The organism is Nostoc sp., assembly GCF_036917635.1.
Taxonomy (GTDB): Bacteria; Cyanobacteriota; Cyanobacteriia; order Cyanobacteriales; family Nostocaceae; genus Nostoc.
The window spans coordinates 1-14,213 of record NZ_JBALCW010000096.1 but is presented as its reverse complement, the minus strand read 5'-3'; the positions used below and the strand labels follow the sequence as shown (position 1 = coordinate 14,213).

The 14,213-nt window shown below is 41.7% G+C and carries 11 protein-coding genes and 1 pseudogene; 6 read left to right on the top strand and 6 right to left on the bottom strand.

The window, feature by feature from the left end:
• Positions 1–141 precede the first annotated feature (141 nt).
• Positions 142–359: pseudogene (locus V7K32_RS23190) on the top strand (hypothetical protein); the annotation flags it as partial.
• Between the two features lie 468 nt (positions 360–827).
• Here V7K32_RS23190 and V7K32_RS23185 read toward each other — a convergent pair.
• The 3 genes from V7K32_RS23185 to V7K32_RS23175 form a co-directional block, all read right to left on the bottom strand.
• Positions 828–1,277, bottom strand: coding sequence for a DUF2442 domain-containing protein (locus tag V7K32_RS23185; RefSeq protein WP_334996351.1), 450 nt, complete (start codon positions 1,275–1,277; stop codon positions 828–830).
• Positions 1,270–1,515, bottom strand: coding sequence for a DUF4160 domain-containing protein (locus V7K32_RS23180; protein ID WP_334996349.1), 246 nt, complete (start codon positions 1,513–1,515; stop codon positions 1,270–1,272). Before V7K32_RS23180 ends, V7K32_RS23185 begins: the two co-directional genes overlap by 8 nt.
• 156 nt (positions 1,516–1,671) lie before the next feature.
• Positions 1,672–2,328, bottom strand: coding sequence for a TetR family transcriptional regulator (locus V7K32_RS23175; protein WP_334996347.1), 657 nt, complete (start codon positions 2,326–2,328; stop codon positions 1,672–1,674).
• A gap of 303 nt (positions 2,329–2,631) precedes the next feature.
• Here V7K32_RS23175 and V7K32_RS23170 point away from each other — a divergent pair, with 303 nt between their 5' ends.
• The 3 genes from V7K32_RS23170 (at position 2,632) to V7K32_RS23160 (ending at position 5,753) form a co-directional block, all read left to right on the top strand.
• On the top strand, positions 2,632–3,585 hold the full coding sequence (locus V7K32_RS23170) for a Rieske 2Fe-2S domain-containing protein (protein WP_334996345.1): 954 nt from the start codon (positions 2,632–2,634) through the stop codon (positions 3,583–3,585).
• Between the two features lie 76 nt (positions 3,586–3,661).
• Positions 3,662–5,023 (top strand): cytochrome P450, encoded by a 1,362-nt coding sequence (locus V7K32_RS23165; protein WP_334996343.1) that lies wholly within the window; start codon positions 3,662–3,664, stop codon positions 5,021–5,023.
• Positions 5,024–5,177: 154 nt separating this feature from the next.
• Positions 5,178–5,753 carry a Uma2 family endonuclease gene (locus tag V7K32_RS23160; RefSeq protein ID WP_334996341.1) on the top strand — a complete coding sequence of 192 codons (576 nt, stop codon included), beginning with the start codon at positions 5,178–5,180 and terminating at the stop codon, positions 5,751–5,753.
• A gap of 83 nt (positions 5,754–5,836) precedes the next feature.
• Here the strand turns inward: V7K32_RS23160 and V7K32_RS23155 are convergent, their stop codons facing one another.
• The 3 genes from V7K32_RS23155 to V7K32_RS23145 form a co-directional block, all read right to left on the bottom strand.
• Positions 5,837–7,072: a DUF445 domain-containing protein gene (locus tag V7K32_RS23155; protein WP_334996339.1), complete on the bottom strand. Its 1,236-nt coding sequence runs from the start codon at positions 7,070–7,072 to the stop codon at positions 5,837–5,839.
• A 191-nt stretch (positions 7,073–7,263) separates the two neighbouring features.
• Positions 7,264–7,977, bottom strand: a complete 714-nt coding sequence (ubiE, locus tag V7K32_RS23150) for a bifunctional demethylmenaquinone methyltransferase/2-methoxy-6-polyprenyl-1,4-benzoquinol methylase UbiE (RefSeq protein WP_334996353.1) — start codon at positions 7,975–7,977, stop codon at positions 7,264–7,266.
• Positions 7,978–8,084: 107 nt separating this feature from the next.
• Positions 8,085–9,023, bottom strand: coding sequence for a response regulator (locus V7K32_RS23145; RefSeq protein ID WP_334996337.1), 939 nt, complete (start codon positions 9,021–9,023; stop codon positions 8,085–8,087).
• A 306-nt stretch (positions 9,024–9,329) separates the two neighbouring features.
• On the opposite strand from V7K32_RS23145, the gene V7K32_RS23140 reads away from it, so the two are divergent.
• Both V7K32_RS23140 and V7K32_RS23135 read left to right on the top strand, forming a co-directional pair.
• Positions 9,330–10,418, top strand: coding sequence for a RuBisCO accumulation factor 1 (locus V7K32_RS23140; protein WP_334996335.1), 1,089 nt, complete (start codon positions 9,330–9,332; stop codon positions 10,416–10,418).
• 721 nt (positions 10,419–11,139) lie between these two features.
• Positions 11,140–13,560, top strand: a complete 2,421-nt coding sequence (locus tag V7K32_RS23135) for an ATP-dependent helicase (protein ID WP_334996333.1) — start codon at positions 11,140–11,142, stop codon at positions 13,558–13,560.
• Positions 13,561–14,213 lie beyond the last annotated feature (653 nt).

Genomic DNA, 14,213 nt, shown 5'->3' with positions numbered 1-14,213 from the left:
GAGATGAGTCCTCTACTCTTGTTGGTGAAAACCTGCATGAGCAAGTCATGTCTTTGATTAAAGAATCCCCGTCTCTTTAGAGCGGGGAGTGTCAAATCGCCCAACAATTGCGATCGCGTGAAGAATTGGCATTATTAGGTATTGCGATCGCTCAAATATGTCTCGACTGAACAAGCTTTAACAATGCTAAATAATATTCTGCGTGCCAAATGGCAAGATAATCAACTCGTAGATTCAGGATTAACACGAGAATAAATGTCAAAAATTGCCCAGTATTTGTGGATGTTTGGCAGCAATTTCATCATAAACGGATTGCTTATCCGAAGTTGAAGGCTAGTAGTGCTGTGCGTAATTCGTAATTAAACATTTCCAAAATACTGAATTGTTATTTCCTAACTTATCAATTTTAAAACCCGAAGAAATTATTATGAGTTAAAAAAATGGCTACTTTAACTATTCGTTTACCAGACGAAAAACACAACATAACTTTGATTCCTTAAATGTAAAAACATACCTGATAAAAATAAAGTTAGTCCTAATATAGTAATAAAAATATTTATTGTGAATGCAGTATGAATTAATGCAAGTAATAATGATATACAAAACGAGCCGACTACTATAAATAATAATGAATTTCTTGATTTTATCTTCAAAAAAAACATCTATATAACTACTAAATAGTGTAAAAAGTACCTATAAATCATTTGCTAACTAGTATTTATGCTTAAGCATTATTACTCAGATATTATAACAAAATATATAATATAAATCACTACATACCTAGCTTAGATGCGATCGCTTTATGGTCACTGGAGTGAATTAATATATCAAGCTTCATCAGTAGCCAGTATAGTTTCTTTTCGAGGGCGATCGCCCTTTGTCCCGTTAAGTGCAGATGCCTCAGATTTTGCAAAAGAAGTTGAGCTTCCACCCTTTCTAGCAAGTTCAGCCATCCATTGTTTGCTTCCAAATATTCCGTTCATCAAAGCAGGAATACTCAAATCTACATCTAGGGTTTTCCAGTGTAATCCTTCACCAGAGGGTGTTACCTCTACTTCTGCTAAGTCTTTGACCGAAGCCCCCGCCAGTCCTTCTCCTAACTCTGAAGGGAACCCAAACATACATTTGTTGGACAAAACAACTATAATCATTCCTAAATAAGGGTCATAAAAAGCACGAGTAGCTCGTGGTTCAGATGTGGCGATCGCATCTGATTTTGCTCTGGCATTGGCTAACTTTTCTTTTAATTCTTCTGTAGCCGCAATTTTCTTAACCATGATATTCTCGCCACTTTTTTAGTAGTTCCAATTGGTGATCCGCAACTAACTGTAAGGCTTTCACTGCATCTTTATCACTCATTCCCGGAGATACCCAAACCCACTCTGGAGCAAGGTTTTCATCTCCTATGTTGATTTTTGCCTCTCCGCCCCCCTTAAAAACATGAACATGAGCAGGAATATGATCGTTAAGGTAGATACGAACCTCAAAACCGCCTTTTCTTAAAACTGTTGGCATTATCTTAAATTTTATCAGATATAACCTAAGCGCTTGGGTTTATCAAGCGACACCCTCTTGTACGTAACACTAAGAAGTAATATTAACGATACAAAGGCAAATTCCATAATTTTTCCGCTTCAAAGCCAATCCCCAGTCCCTAGCCTCTTTTAGCTATTAATTCTCAGTAAGTCGCACCCCAGCCAAAATAAAATTAACTGCTGCTTGAGTATGCTGCTCAATCATTTCTGGACTCAGTAGTTGCAAATCGGGTCTAGTATGCTTGATATTTTCGTAAGCATTGAAGTATAAATTACAAACCCCAATAATATGCAGAGTGGTGAGAAATGGATCAATCTGACGGAAACAACCTTCCGCCATCCCCCGCTCTAAAATCTTGATCAGATAGCTAAAATTTTCTTGCCAATTCCCCTGTTTGAAATACTTTCCCTGATTTTGGTTGGCTTCTTGAAACCAAAGCATTCCTCTGTGGGGATGAGCAGCTTCATAAGCGATCGCTTCTTTGACTAGCACCTTCAACGCCTCTTCTGGTGGAAATTGATCCAAATTTAGCTGCTCAAACCCTTCGTGCATCTCCACCACAGGACGTTGCAGAACAGCTTGATATAGTCCTTCTTTGCTCTGGAAGTAGTAGTAAATCATCGCTTTGGTGACACCTCCACCTCTAGCGATCGCTTCTGTTCGCGCCCCTTGAAGTCCATTTCTGGCAAACTCCGCTTCCGCCGCATCGAGAATCTGCTTTTTCGTCGCTTCTGCATCCCGCACCTGACGCGGCTTTTTAGCTGAGAATTTTGACTGCGTTAAACGACCCACGTTGCTCCATCATCATAACGAAAATATATTAACTAAAAAATTGCTTAGTAGTTGACATAGAAGATGAAATTTATTAAATTAATATTAACTAAATAATTAGTTAGTTAATTGTTTACATAATTCAGCAATGCAGTAGCCGAGCAAATGCGCGGTTGTATTAGTTTGTCTATTGCAGAGAAGACTTTAATTATCCTAATTTCCATTCAAAAGAGTGATGTGGGACAACTTTCAAGATTGTGTGACGTTTTACTAACCCATCTACTGAACTTTAAATAAACAACTTCTCAAGAGTTTGGAGGAAAAATGGAAGCAATTTTACCTGGTGCGCTTTGGTTAATCGCGCACAAATCTATATTGAGGGTGAATAAACCGAATAAAATCACTTTAAATGGACAGGATTATGTTATTTGGCAAAACCAAAAAGGCGAAGTGTTTGCCCTTGATAACATCTGTCCACACATGCAAGCAGCATTATCAGACGGCTGGGTTTGTCAAGAGAGAGATACTATTACTTGCCCTTTTCATGCACTAGAATTTGATAGACAAGGCAGACTAGAGCAAGGAGATAAAAAAGACACTCAGCCAATTACCAAACCATTAGAGCTAATTATTAGCAATGATTGCATCTGGACTTATGCTGGATTTGAGCCAAGATTGCCTATCGCAGATTTGCATCAGAAAATTGTCGATGATTACGAGTTCATCGGAGTAACTGGGGACAAAAGTATTCAGGGTAATTTTTTGACTAACTTGATGGTTAACTATGACTATAACCACCAAAATGGTACTCATAAAGAACTATTTAAAATTACATCTTGTCATGTAACTAATTTTGAAGAAAACGGATACTATTCTACAGTCAAACAAGAACTGACGAGAGCCAACAACACGCTAGGAGAAATTCTCAAAAATCCTATTTTGGGAATCTTACCTAAAACTCTTACTAATAGACTCGAATATGCTTTTCCTTCAACTACAGCTTTTTTTGCTAAAACGCCTATTGGTGATATTGCTCAAGTTCATATTCTCTACCCAGAAACAAATAAAATCACCAAGACGTTTATTTTGATGTATGCTAAAGTCGTTAATCCTTTGATGAAACTTTTGTTTAAAAATTCAGTTTTACAAGCAGCAGCTACAGTTATTGAACAGGATACAGGTGCAGTTGAAAGTTTGTATCCTCGGCAAAAACCAAAAGTTAGATTGCCAAATGAAGAGATTATGTTGTATGCAGAAAAACTCTACCGCGAGTGGTAATTTGGATTTGCAAAACCTAACTACGCTTTACAATTAAGTAGATACTGTAGCTGATTACTGCTGGAGGTACTCATATATGCGTCAACTAAAATCCGCCGAGGAAATGCCTGGTAGCTATGGCTTACCCATTTTGGGGGAAACTTTGGAAATATTTCGGAGTTCAGAGTTGTATTTATGGCGACAATTCCAGCAGTATGGGTCAGTTTTTAAGACCAGCGTTATGGGACGTAAACGTGCTTATTTAATAGGCCCTGATGCTAATCGGCTGGTGCTGGTGGAACAAGCGGAACACATGTCGTCGCGCATAGGTTGGTATTTCTTAGAATCAACATTTGGCAACAATATTTTATTACAAGATGGGGAAGAACATCGCCTAACTCGTCGCTTAATGTATCCAGCATTTCACGGAAAAGCGATCGCTACATATTTCGACACCATCCAAAATATTGTGCAAGACTTCCTCAAAGATTGGGGACAGAGAACGATTCCTTTAAATTCTAGTTTCCGCCAGCTTACCCTGATGGTTGCTACTCGCCTGTTCTTGGGAAGTCAGAATAAGAGCGAAGTTGAGCAAACCAGTCAGTGGTTTACACAACTGCTAGATAGCAGTATGACGATATTAAAATGGAATGTCCCTTTTACTTTATATGGTCGCGGTCAAAATGCTAGGGGTAAGTTAGTGGCTTTCTTGCGTCAAGCGATCGCCCAACGTATCGAGCAAGGTAACTTAGAAGAATCAAAAGATGTTTTGGGATTGCTGCTAGCAGCTGTTGATGAAGACGGCAATAAATTGAGCGAAGCACAGATAATCAACGAGGCATTGCTACTGCTATTTGCTGGACACGAGACAACAGCCTCCTTGCTCAGTTGGGTAATATTTGAATTAGGTAATCATCCAGAATGGCGAGAACGACTGCGCCAAGAACAATTAGCAGTTGTGGGAAATAATCCCCTTAGTCTGTCTCATCTCAAACAATTTCCAGATTTAACCAACGTCTTAAAAGAAGTAGAACGGCTTTATCCGCCGGTGTATGCCTATAATCGTGGCGTTCTTAAAGATATTGAGTATGCAGGTTATCGGATTCCAGCCGGTTGGTTTGTGACTATTTCGCCGATGTTGACTCACCGTCTACCAGAACTGTATACCAATCCCGATCGCTTTGACCCCGATCGCTTTGCACCACCTCGTGAAGAAGATAAAAAACATCCTTTAGCACTAATGGGTTTTGGTTATGGTTCGCACAGATGTTTAGGTATGGAATTTGCTCAAATGGAAATGAAAATCGTGCTTTCCACACTGCTTCGCCATTATGACTGGACAGTAAAACCAGATTATGCTGCGATCGCTCCAATTTGTCAGCCCTCTAAAGTTAAAGATACTCTAGAAGCATATATTGAGCCTTTGCTGATAAAGCATCCCTTGAAAAGTCAAACATAAATCTTTGATGAAACAAATCCATTTTCCGCATTTAGCATGAAGTCGTAGTATTTAGAAAATCAGACTGCCACTTTTCAGGCTTTTGGCAAATTGATGGTTAACCTAGTATGTTAACCAAGTGCTAGGCTACAGTTAGCAAGTTTGAAAGGCAACTATGACTGCCCTGATTCTAAACCTTAGCCCCACCATTGAACTAACAGATGAGCAGTTCTTCCAACTGTGTCAAAATAATCGAGATTTGCGACTTGAGCGCACCGCAGAGGGAGAATTAATTATCATGCCACCAACGGGATGGGAAAGCGGAAATCGAAATAGTAGACTGACACAGCGCTTAGGTAATTGGGCTGACACTGATGGTACAGGTTTGGCTTTTGACTCTTCTACAGGTTTCAAACTCCCTAATGGTGCAAATCGCTCTCCAGATGCATCCTGGGTGAGCCGACAGCGATTAGAAGCCCTGAATCCAGACCCTGCAAAATTCCTACCACTCGCTCCAGATTTTGCGGTAGAATTACGCTCTGCTTCAGACAGCTTAAAGACTGTGCAACAAAAAATGCAGGAGTATATTGACAACGGTGTGCGTTTAGGCTGGCTGATTGATCCGCAGAACCGACAGGTGGAAATTTACCGCCTAGGACAGGATATTGAGGTTTTGCAATCGCCTACTAGCTTATCAGGAGAGGATGTATTGCCTGGGTTTGTGCTTGATTTGACGCATATTTTGAGTTAAGCGATCGCTCAATTTCACTTATTTCACAATCTGGGCAACTTGCAACTATAATTTGATAAAAATTTACAGTCAAAAACACAAAATCAATATTGACTAAATATTAAAGATACTGTCTGCAATAACCCGATGACAAAACCCAAAACACCACCTAAAGTTACAATCGCTTGCAATTCATTTTTGACAATTCCCTCAATAGCAGCTTCTAAATCAGCCGGTGAAGTTGATTTTACTCGGTCAACTATTACTTGATCTATTGACAAAATCGGAATTGCTTGCGCCACAATCGCTTCTAAATCTTTTTCCAAATACTTATCTAATATTAAAGCCAACTCTTGACTCATGACTTCTAAAGAAGTACTGACAACAGGTGAAGTACTCAGACGATTTAGCAGGACTACAGCAATATTTTCCCAATCAACAGAATCAGTTAATCCTTGTAAAAAATCGCTGCCACTGTTTTGTAGATAATGACGGACACTTTCGCGGGTAGTCTTTCGGAGTTGGCGCACCGTCGCCATTGGTAAGTTTTGTAATGATAAATTTTGGAGTAATTTCCGAATGCGATCGCGCATTTGCAAATCTTGAGTCAATTCCTGCAAACGAGTATTAGCAGCCTCCTTTTCATCCAAGCAAAAAGTCCGTAGCCGTGTGAGAGTATTACGTAAGCCAAACAAATTTGCTACTACCCAATAAGTCCCACTGGTTTTTTCGCGGAAGCCTTCATCAATAATTTGAATTGTGCGATCGGTCAAAAAATCAACTATTGTCTGCCGCAGTGCATCTGGCGGTAAAACTGCTTGCAACAACCAATCAGCAAGCCGCGTGGCTTGTTCTTCACTCAATTGAAATTCCAGCAATATCTGGTCAAAAATTTGATTGATCTGCGCTTCCAAAAAGTCTTCACGCCGCGCTAAAACCTTGAGTAACCGTGGCAAGGATTCCCCTAGTAAATCCCGCAATATCCCTGCCACAATTTTGGCACTTTTCTCGTTTTTATCTGTTTTAATTTGTTCAATAGCCAGCCGCAACAACCAGAGAATTGCTGATTGCACGCGTTCTGTTTGCAACAAACGCCGCGCCAGATTTTGCAATTCTTGTGGTGTCAAGAGTGACCCCATGATTGTCTTAGAAATGTTCAAAGCTAAACGTTCCTGGTTGCGGGGAATCAATCCAGGAGTGAAGGGTACTCTTCGTCCAGCAATGTAAATTGCTCGGTAAGGACGGAACAACATTTTGATGGCTATATCATTTGTGAAATAGCCAATAATTCCACCCAGTACCGGGGGAGACACATAAAGCCAAGAATGAGACCAGTCCAAGGGAAGAATTAAAAAAGTTAGGAGTTAGGAGCGGAGCCGGAGACGCTCCGCCTGCGGTTAGGAGTTAGGAGTTAGGAGTTAGGAGCGGAGCCGGAGACGCTCCGCCTCCGGTTAGGAGTTAGGAGTTAGGAATGATAAATTTTAAATGAGAATTTATCACTACTCATAATTCATAACTTTTAACTAATAACTCATAATTTACTAAGCACTAGCACTCCCATCATACCGTTCACAATGGGGTAGTGTGTGGCAATAGCAAAACCAACTTGACGCGCTAACTCTATTTGCTCTCTCCCGATGGGAAAGCGGTCTAAGCTAGGGCTGATGTAAGCATATTCTTCTTTTAAACCTAAATAACTGGCAACTGGCACCACAAAATTGTCCAGATACAACTGCTGAAGGACACGTAGCTGAGGATTACTCGGTCGATGAAAGTCTAAAATTGCGGCTTTAGCACCCGGCTTCAAAACCCGGTATAACTCTTGGAGACTGCGGGGAATATCTTTAACATTTCTTAAACCATAGCCCATTGTTGCAGCATCAAATTGGTTATCCTCAAAGGGTAAATTTAGCACGTCGGCTTCTACCCAGGCGATGCCTACGGCGGGCAAAGCCAACGCAGGTTGGGGATACTGTCTTTGGGAGCGTTTTTTAGCTATATCTAGTAGGTTGGCGGAAAAATCCACTCCGTACACCTTCCCTGTTGCTCCTGTTTGCCGTGCTAGACGTAAAGCTAAATCACCACTACCGCAACACAAATCTAATGCAGTATCGCCCGATTTAGCTCCACTCCATTTCACTGCCATTTCCTTCCATATTCGATGCTGTCCCAGACTCAACCAATCGTTCAACTGGTCATAAACCGGAGCAATACGGTTAAAAATGGACTGAATTTCGTTAGTCATGGGGTATTGGGTATTGGGCATCCCTTCGGCTTACCTCGGCAAAGCTTGGCACAAGTCGCTCAGGGCAAGTGGGCATTGGGCATTAAGCATTGGTTTTTGACTAATGACTAATGACAACTAGTAAGAGCGATCGCTATCAGTTGGGCTGATAAATTAATTAGCATTAATTCATCTTCCCGTAAAGTGCAGGGTTGTTTCCACTGTAGTGATAATACGCCCAAAAGTTGATGACGGTAGCTAATTGGGATAACTAAATGTGCTTGCACACCCGTATTTTTGTAGTGAATAGCATCAACTAATTTAGTATCTTTAGGTATATTTAAGGAAACTTGCATCTGCCCGGTGGCGATCGCTTCCTTTGTTAATGGGTCAATAGATAGCCAATTCTCTATTGTACCTGTATAGCTGTAAGTTCCTTGAGTCGCAATTAGAGTATTTCCATCTGTAAGTTGTAGAATACACCCTTCTGTTGCAAAAGTCTCACTCACAGCCCTGGCAATTGGAGTGAGAGTTTGTTCTAAGCTAGAAGTTGCTTGAGTTATCTGTATCAAAACACTCAGCAGCGCCATTTGAGCATGAGAACGGCGTAATTCTTCTGTACGTTGCTTGAGCAAGTCGTAGGTTTCTGCTGCTCTTTGCACCACTGCCTTTAGTTCCCCTGGGTCCCAAGGCTTGGTAATATATTTGTAGACTTGCCCCGCATTAATCGCCTCTACCAAGTCTTCAATATCAGTAAATCCGGTGAGAATTATCCTAACCGTATCGGGAAACTGAGGTACAGTCTTGCTAAGAAACTCAGTTCCTTTCATTTCTGGCATTCGTTGATCGGAGATAATCACCGCTACCTCGCCTTCTGCTGCCAAAATTTGTAGGGCGTTCACCCCACTATCAGCTTTGAGAACATTAAAGTCGCGTCGAAAGGTGCGATAAAGCAGATCGAGATTATCTGGCTCATCGTCAACTACCAGGATTTTCAGCTTTTTTGGTTGTTCGAGAATCATCACTTGATATTGGAGTTTATCAATTTCTAGACTGGGCTTATCCATAAGATATTTCCTTTAAATATTCACTATCTTGTTATATTCCATACCAAGCTTAGTTGAGAATAGCCGAAAATTATCAAGGGTTTTTACGGAGTTAACTTCCCTATTTAAATACGGTAACTGGGAATGTTACAGAGGATATTTGTCTGCCCTAATATCTAAAGTAAGAAAAAATTGCACGATAAGAATTAACTAGATAAGTTTCCACAGATAAACTCAAGGCAGTAGGTATGGGTAGTTCATAGATTAGAATAAGACTTGCTCATGAGGTATTAATCAACCTCTCAAGTTGAAGCTCGCACTCTGATTATGACTGATCTACCACCCAACGCTCAGAATCCCGAAGAAAATGCTACCAACGATGTAGCACAAGAATTATTGCGAAGGCTGAGGCAAAAACAAGGCAACTGGGTGGAATGGGGAGCCGCGATCGCCTCGTTGCTAAAAACCGGTTACAACCCCCAAGACATTTTTGAGGCGACTGGATTTGAGCCGATTCAACAAAATCAAGTGGTTGTTGGTTCTCAAGTTTACAATTCTTTGGAAAAGTTTGGAGTACCAGAAGAAACGCGATCGCACTATGCCACACGCGGGAGTGATGTTTTATATGAACTGCGTTTGCTCACCCAAGAAGAACGCGCCGCCGCCGCCCAACTAATCTTCGTCCACAACGTTGATGCTGATGAGGCACGGGATATAGCAAAAGCAATTAAAGAGTACTCCTATTTCCGCACTTTACCAGAAGGATTTTCTGCCCATCCTGGAGATGCTGTTGCTCATCAAGTTTGGAAACTAGCCCGCCAAAATGCAGATTTACAACAGCGATCGCGCCTAATTGCCAAAGGTTTACGCTTTGCTCACACGCCAGCAGCAAGGCAAAAAATCGAACAACTACTGACTGATTTTACTACCGTTCCCCAGCGTCCAGCGCCAATTCTACCCTTTTACCGTCTGGAATTTGAAGAACAATTACCCCGAATCTTGCCGGTGGTAGGCGAGTTGCCATTGTCACGACAAGACTTGCAAGCTGTGCCGATATTGACAGAAATTGAACCATTTCGCCTGGTCAAGTTTTCTGGCGAGCAAGCTTGGGTACCGTTACCAGGTTGGCAAGTGTTGTTGGCGGCAGAAGATCCAGTAGTGATTTTAGCTTCGAGCGATCGCTTCCCCATTCAAACCCAAAGCCAAATCGGACCCGTCGTCGTTGTGGTAGATCGAGCCCAACGAGAATGGGATGCCTCCAGCTACTTTGTCGTTGAAAATGGTGGCGAATTAAATTTTCAGTGGTTTGAAACTGAGCCAGAAATTCCCTTACTAGGACAAATTATTATCATCGTTCGTCCTAAGAAAATTCTGGATGAAGAATTAACTAAAGATTCCTGGCAGATTGATGAATAATTCAATTTTAGACAGGACTAATTGCGTGATGCGATCTAACTACCGCGTCAATAATTAAAGGTTCGTAGTGAGGACTAAAATCCTCACTACGAACTAATTAAAATATTTTTACATTACTACGACTTACGCATCAAGTACAAAATGTAGGGGCAATTCATGAATTGCCCCTACGGTAAATCAAGGCTTTCACTGCTTTTTGCGTAAGTCCTAATTACTTAAGGGACTGACAAATAAAAAAATACCCCATAAGATTGGGTAATTTATTTGTTGGAAGTCCCTAATCTACTTTTATTTATTCTCACCGACTTACTTACGAACCTATTAAGTAGGTAGACGTAATTAAACAGAAGAAAAAACCTCACCCTCAATCCCTCTCCTTATTATTGTCGGGGTCAGCCGGAGGCAGGGTGAGGTTTTATATTTAATTTGACCCACTTACTTAATAGAAAATGGGAGCATACCAATAAAACTTGATAGACTACTATCAGCAATTTAGTAATTTGGCATTACGAATCACCGAAAATTATTCATATCTGCGGGAGATGCAAATTACATTCAACGCATAAGTAGCTAGGCAAGATAAAACCAAACTATGTAACGAAAAGTAAAATCTCTGTATTTGGCTCGTAGTTGCGCCCTCTTGCCCTTTAGCACAACTACGAGCCAGTGATAATTATTTGCGCCCACTTACTTAACATATATTTAATATATAAAATTTTGTATGTCAGATTCTAAATTTACTGCTCCTCTGGCTCAAGAATTACTCCACTCAGAATTATCTGAACGATCGCCTGTTCCTTCTCTGCGGGAGAAGATTCTCGCAATCCGCAACAGTCTACGTCCTGGACAGCAACAAATGGCTGACTGGCAATCTGGTCCTTTGGCTATTTCTGCGGTTCCTGGTGCAGGCAAATCTACTGGTATGGCGGCGGCTGCTGCGATCGCAATCGCCCGTCAATATGAACGTTCATCCTCGCGTCGTCACTTGGTAGTTGTTACCTTTACTCGTTCAGCAGCTGCCAATATTAAAGCGAAGATTCGCAAATACTTAAAGGAATTATCTCTACCTCAGACTGGTTTTTTTGTCTATACCCTACATGGTTTAGCGCTGAACATTGCCAGTCGCCATTCTGATTTATCAGGTTTGCAGTTACAAAATGTCACATTAATTACACCAACCCAAAGTCACCGCTTTATCCGAACAGCGGTAGAGCAATGGATTGCAAACAATGCGGGAATATATTTACGGTTATTAGAAGGTCATCAATTTGACGGAGAAGAGACAGAAAGATTGCGTCGCCAATCGGTGCTGCGAACAGAAGTATTACCAGAATTGGCTAATACAGTAATTCATGAAGCAAAAAGTTCTGGGATATCACCAGAATTATTGCGGGAGTGGAGTAAACAAACCACAGACGAATATGCAATTTTGAGCGTAGCGGCGGGATTGTATGAGCAATATCAAAACTTAATGCGATCGCGTGATTTCATTGATTACGACGATATGATTTTAGCCGCACTGCGCGTTTTAGAAAACGACAGCGCCCGTCGCATCGAGCAAAACCAAGTATTCGCAGTCTTTGAAGACGAAGCCCAAGATTCTAGCCCACTTCAGACGCAGCTTTTAGAAATTTTGGCGAGTGATGGGGGAGATAATTCTTTACTCCAAACTCCTAACTCCTCACTCCAAACTCCTAACTCCTCACTCAACTTAGTCCGAGTTGGCGACCCCAACCAAGCAATTAACTCTACTTTTACCCCAGCCGATCCGATTTATTTCCGGCAATTTTGCGAAGAGTGCGATCGCATCAAACGATTAGCAACGATGGATCAAGCTGGTCGCAGTACTATAATTATCATTGAAGCTGCTAACTTTGCCCTCAAATGGATCAATAAACAGTCGTCAGCAACAACGAATAACGGACAAAAGACTCCTGAGAACCGACAAGTACCATTTCGCTTGCAGACAATTCGCCCTGTTGAAGTTGGCGATCCGCAAAAGGGAGCCAACCCAGCACCAGTAGGACGAGGGCTGGAACTTTATACTCCGCGTGACATTCATCACACCGTTGAATTGTTATCTCAAAGAATAATCGAGTTATTTGGCGAAGACCCAACACAACATAGTGCAGCAATTTTAGTCCGAGAAAATCGCCAAGGACGATGGTTAGCAGAAGCTCTGACATCAGTGTGCAAAGAGCATAATATTACACTTTACGATGTGGGAGAACGCGATCGCCGTTCCCATGTTCCCCAAGAGATTTTAGCATTGCTGCAATTTTACGATCGCCCCCACTCTCCCGATTACCTCAAAGCCGCACTAGAAGCATTAGTACAACGCCAGTTAATTCCTACTCAAGACCTCAACGCCCTTGCTAGTCTCCCAGAAGAATTTTTGTATCCTGGCCCCCTAGCAGCACCCCAGCCAGAAACAGTCCATAAAGCTGCTCGTTTGTGTCGCAATTTACTTCGCGCCCGCTTAGAATTGCCCCTGTACCAGCTAATTTCCTTTCTCGCCTTGACGTTAAATTACGACCAGGCAGAATTAGCAACTGCTGACAAACTCGCAGAACGGGTAAACCAGCAGATAGCAGGCAATAGTTCGATGGGGGGAATGCTGTCAGCTTTAAGTGAAATCGTCAGTTCCGAACGGTTTGAACCAGTGGAAACCGAAGATTCCGAAGAACGTTACACTCGTCCCGGTCAACTGACTATTATTACCATGCACAAAGCCAAAGGGCTAGATTGGGACTATGTGTTTCTTCCCTTCCTCCACGAAAACTTGATTCCTGGGAGATTTTGGGTTCCTCCCCAAAGCCAGTTTTTAGGGGATTTTACCTTATCAGAAGTAGCCCGCGCCCAAATTCGTGCTGCTCTCCACGGAGAATCTACCATCCCAGATGTTACACAAGCATGGGAACAAGCAAAGCACTTGAAAATATCTGAGGAGTACCGTTTACTATACGTTGCGATGACACGAGCAAAGCGTTTGGTGTGGATGTCAGCAGCGCAGAAAGCCCCCTTTACTTGGAGTAAACCGGACAATTTACAAGAACAAGCGCCTTGTCCGGTTTTTCCAGCATTAAAGCGCCAATTTCCTGAATGTGTGATGAATTTAGTAGTAATGGCTAAACAAGCTTAGACCTCTTGCATAAATCAAAAATAAAGAACCTCACCCCACATTTGAATAAAGTTACGCTCCCCTCCCCAAAGCATCGGGGAGGGGTGTTAGGGACATTAGACTGAACTAAATTTAGCGACGAGTTTCATAGTGTCCTGGAAGCCACTGCCGACTATCGCTCTTTTATTACTCTCGTCAGATTAAATTTGAAACCCTATTTTGGCGTTAGTCCGCGCAGGCGGACTAAGCTTTGTGTAGCCGCGATTTCTAATCGCTTGGATTATTCTCTCTCCAGAGTCATAAAAGAGCGCTATGAGCGGTTCGTTGCCAGTGACCACGCAAAATACTCAAATAGTATTTAATTTAATCAGCAGTTAGTTATCTCTATCTTTAGTCGGATATTCTGCACCTATAGCTCTGGACTCAAGCGAGATGAATAGGCTTGCTCAAAATGTCTTACTTTCCTCTCTCTGGTCGCAAACCGATGTAGGCAATAAGCCCAATGATTAGAATCGCTAAGATAAGGCTAGTTTGCCCTGTACCAACGCCTACTCCCCCGTGTTTTAGAGATTGTGCTAACCAGGGTAAACGCATCTAAATTTATTTGACAAACAATTATTTTTTTGCATACTAACTCACAGGTGGATTTGATACGTCCCAAATCTTTACGGCTG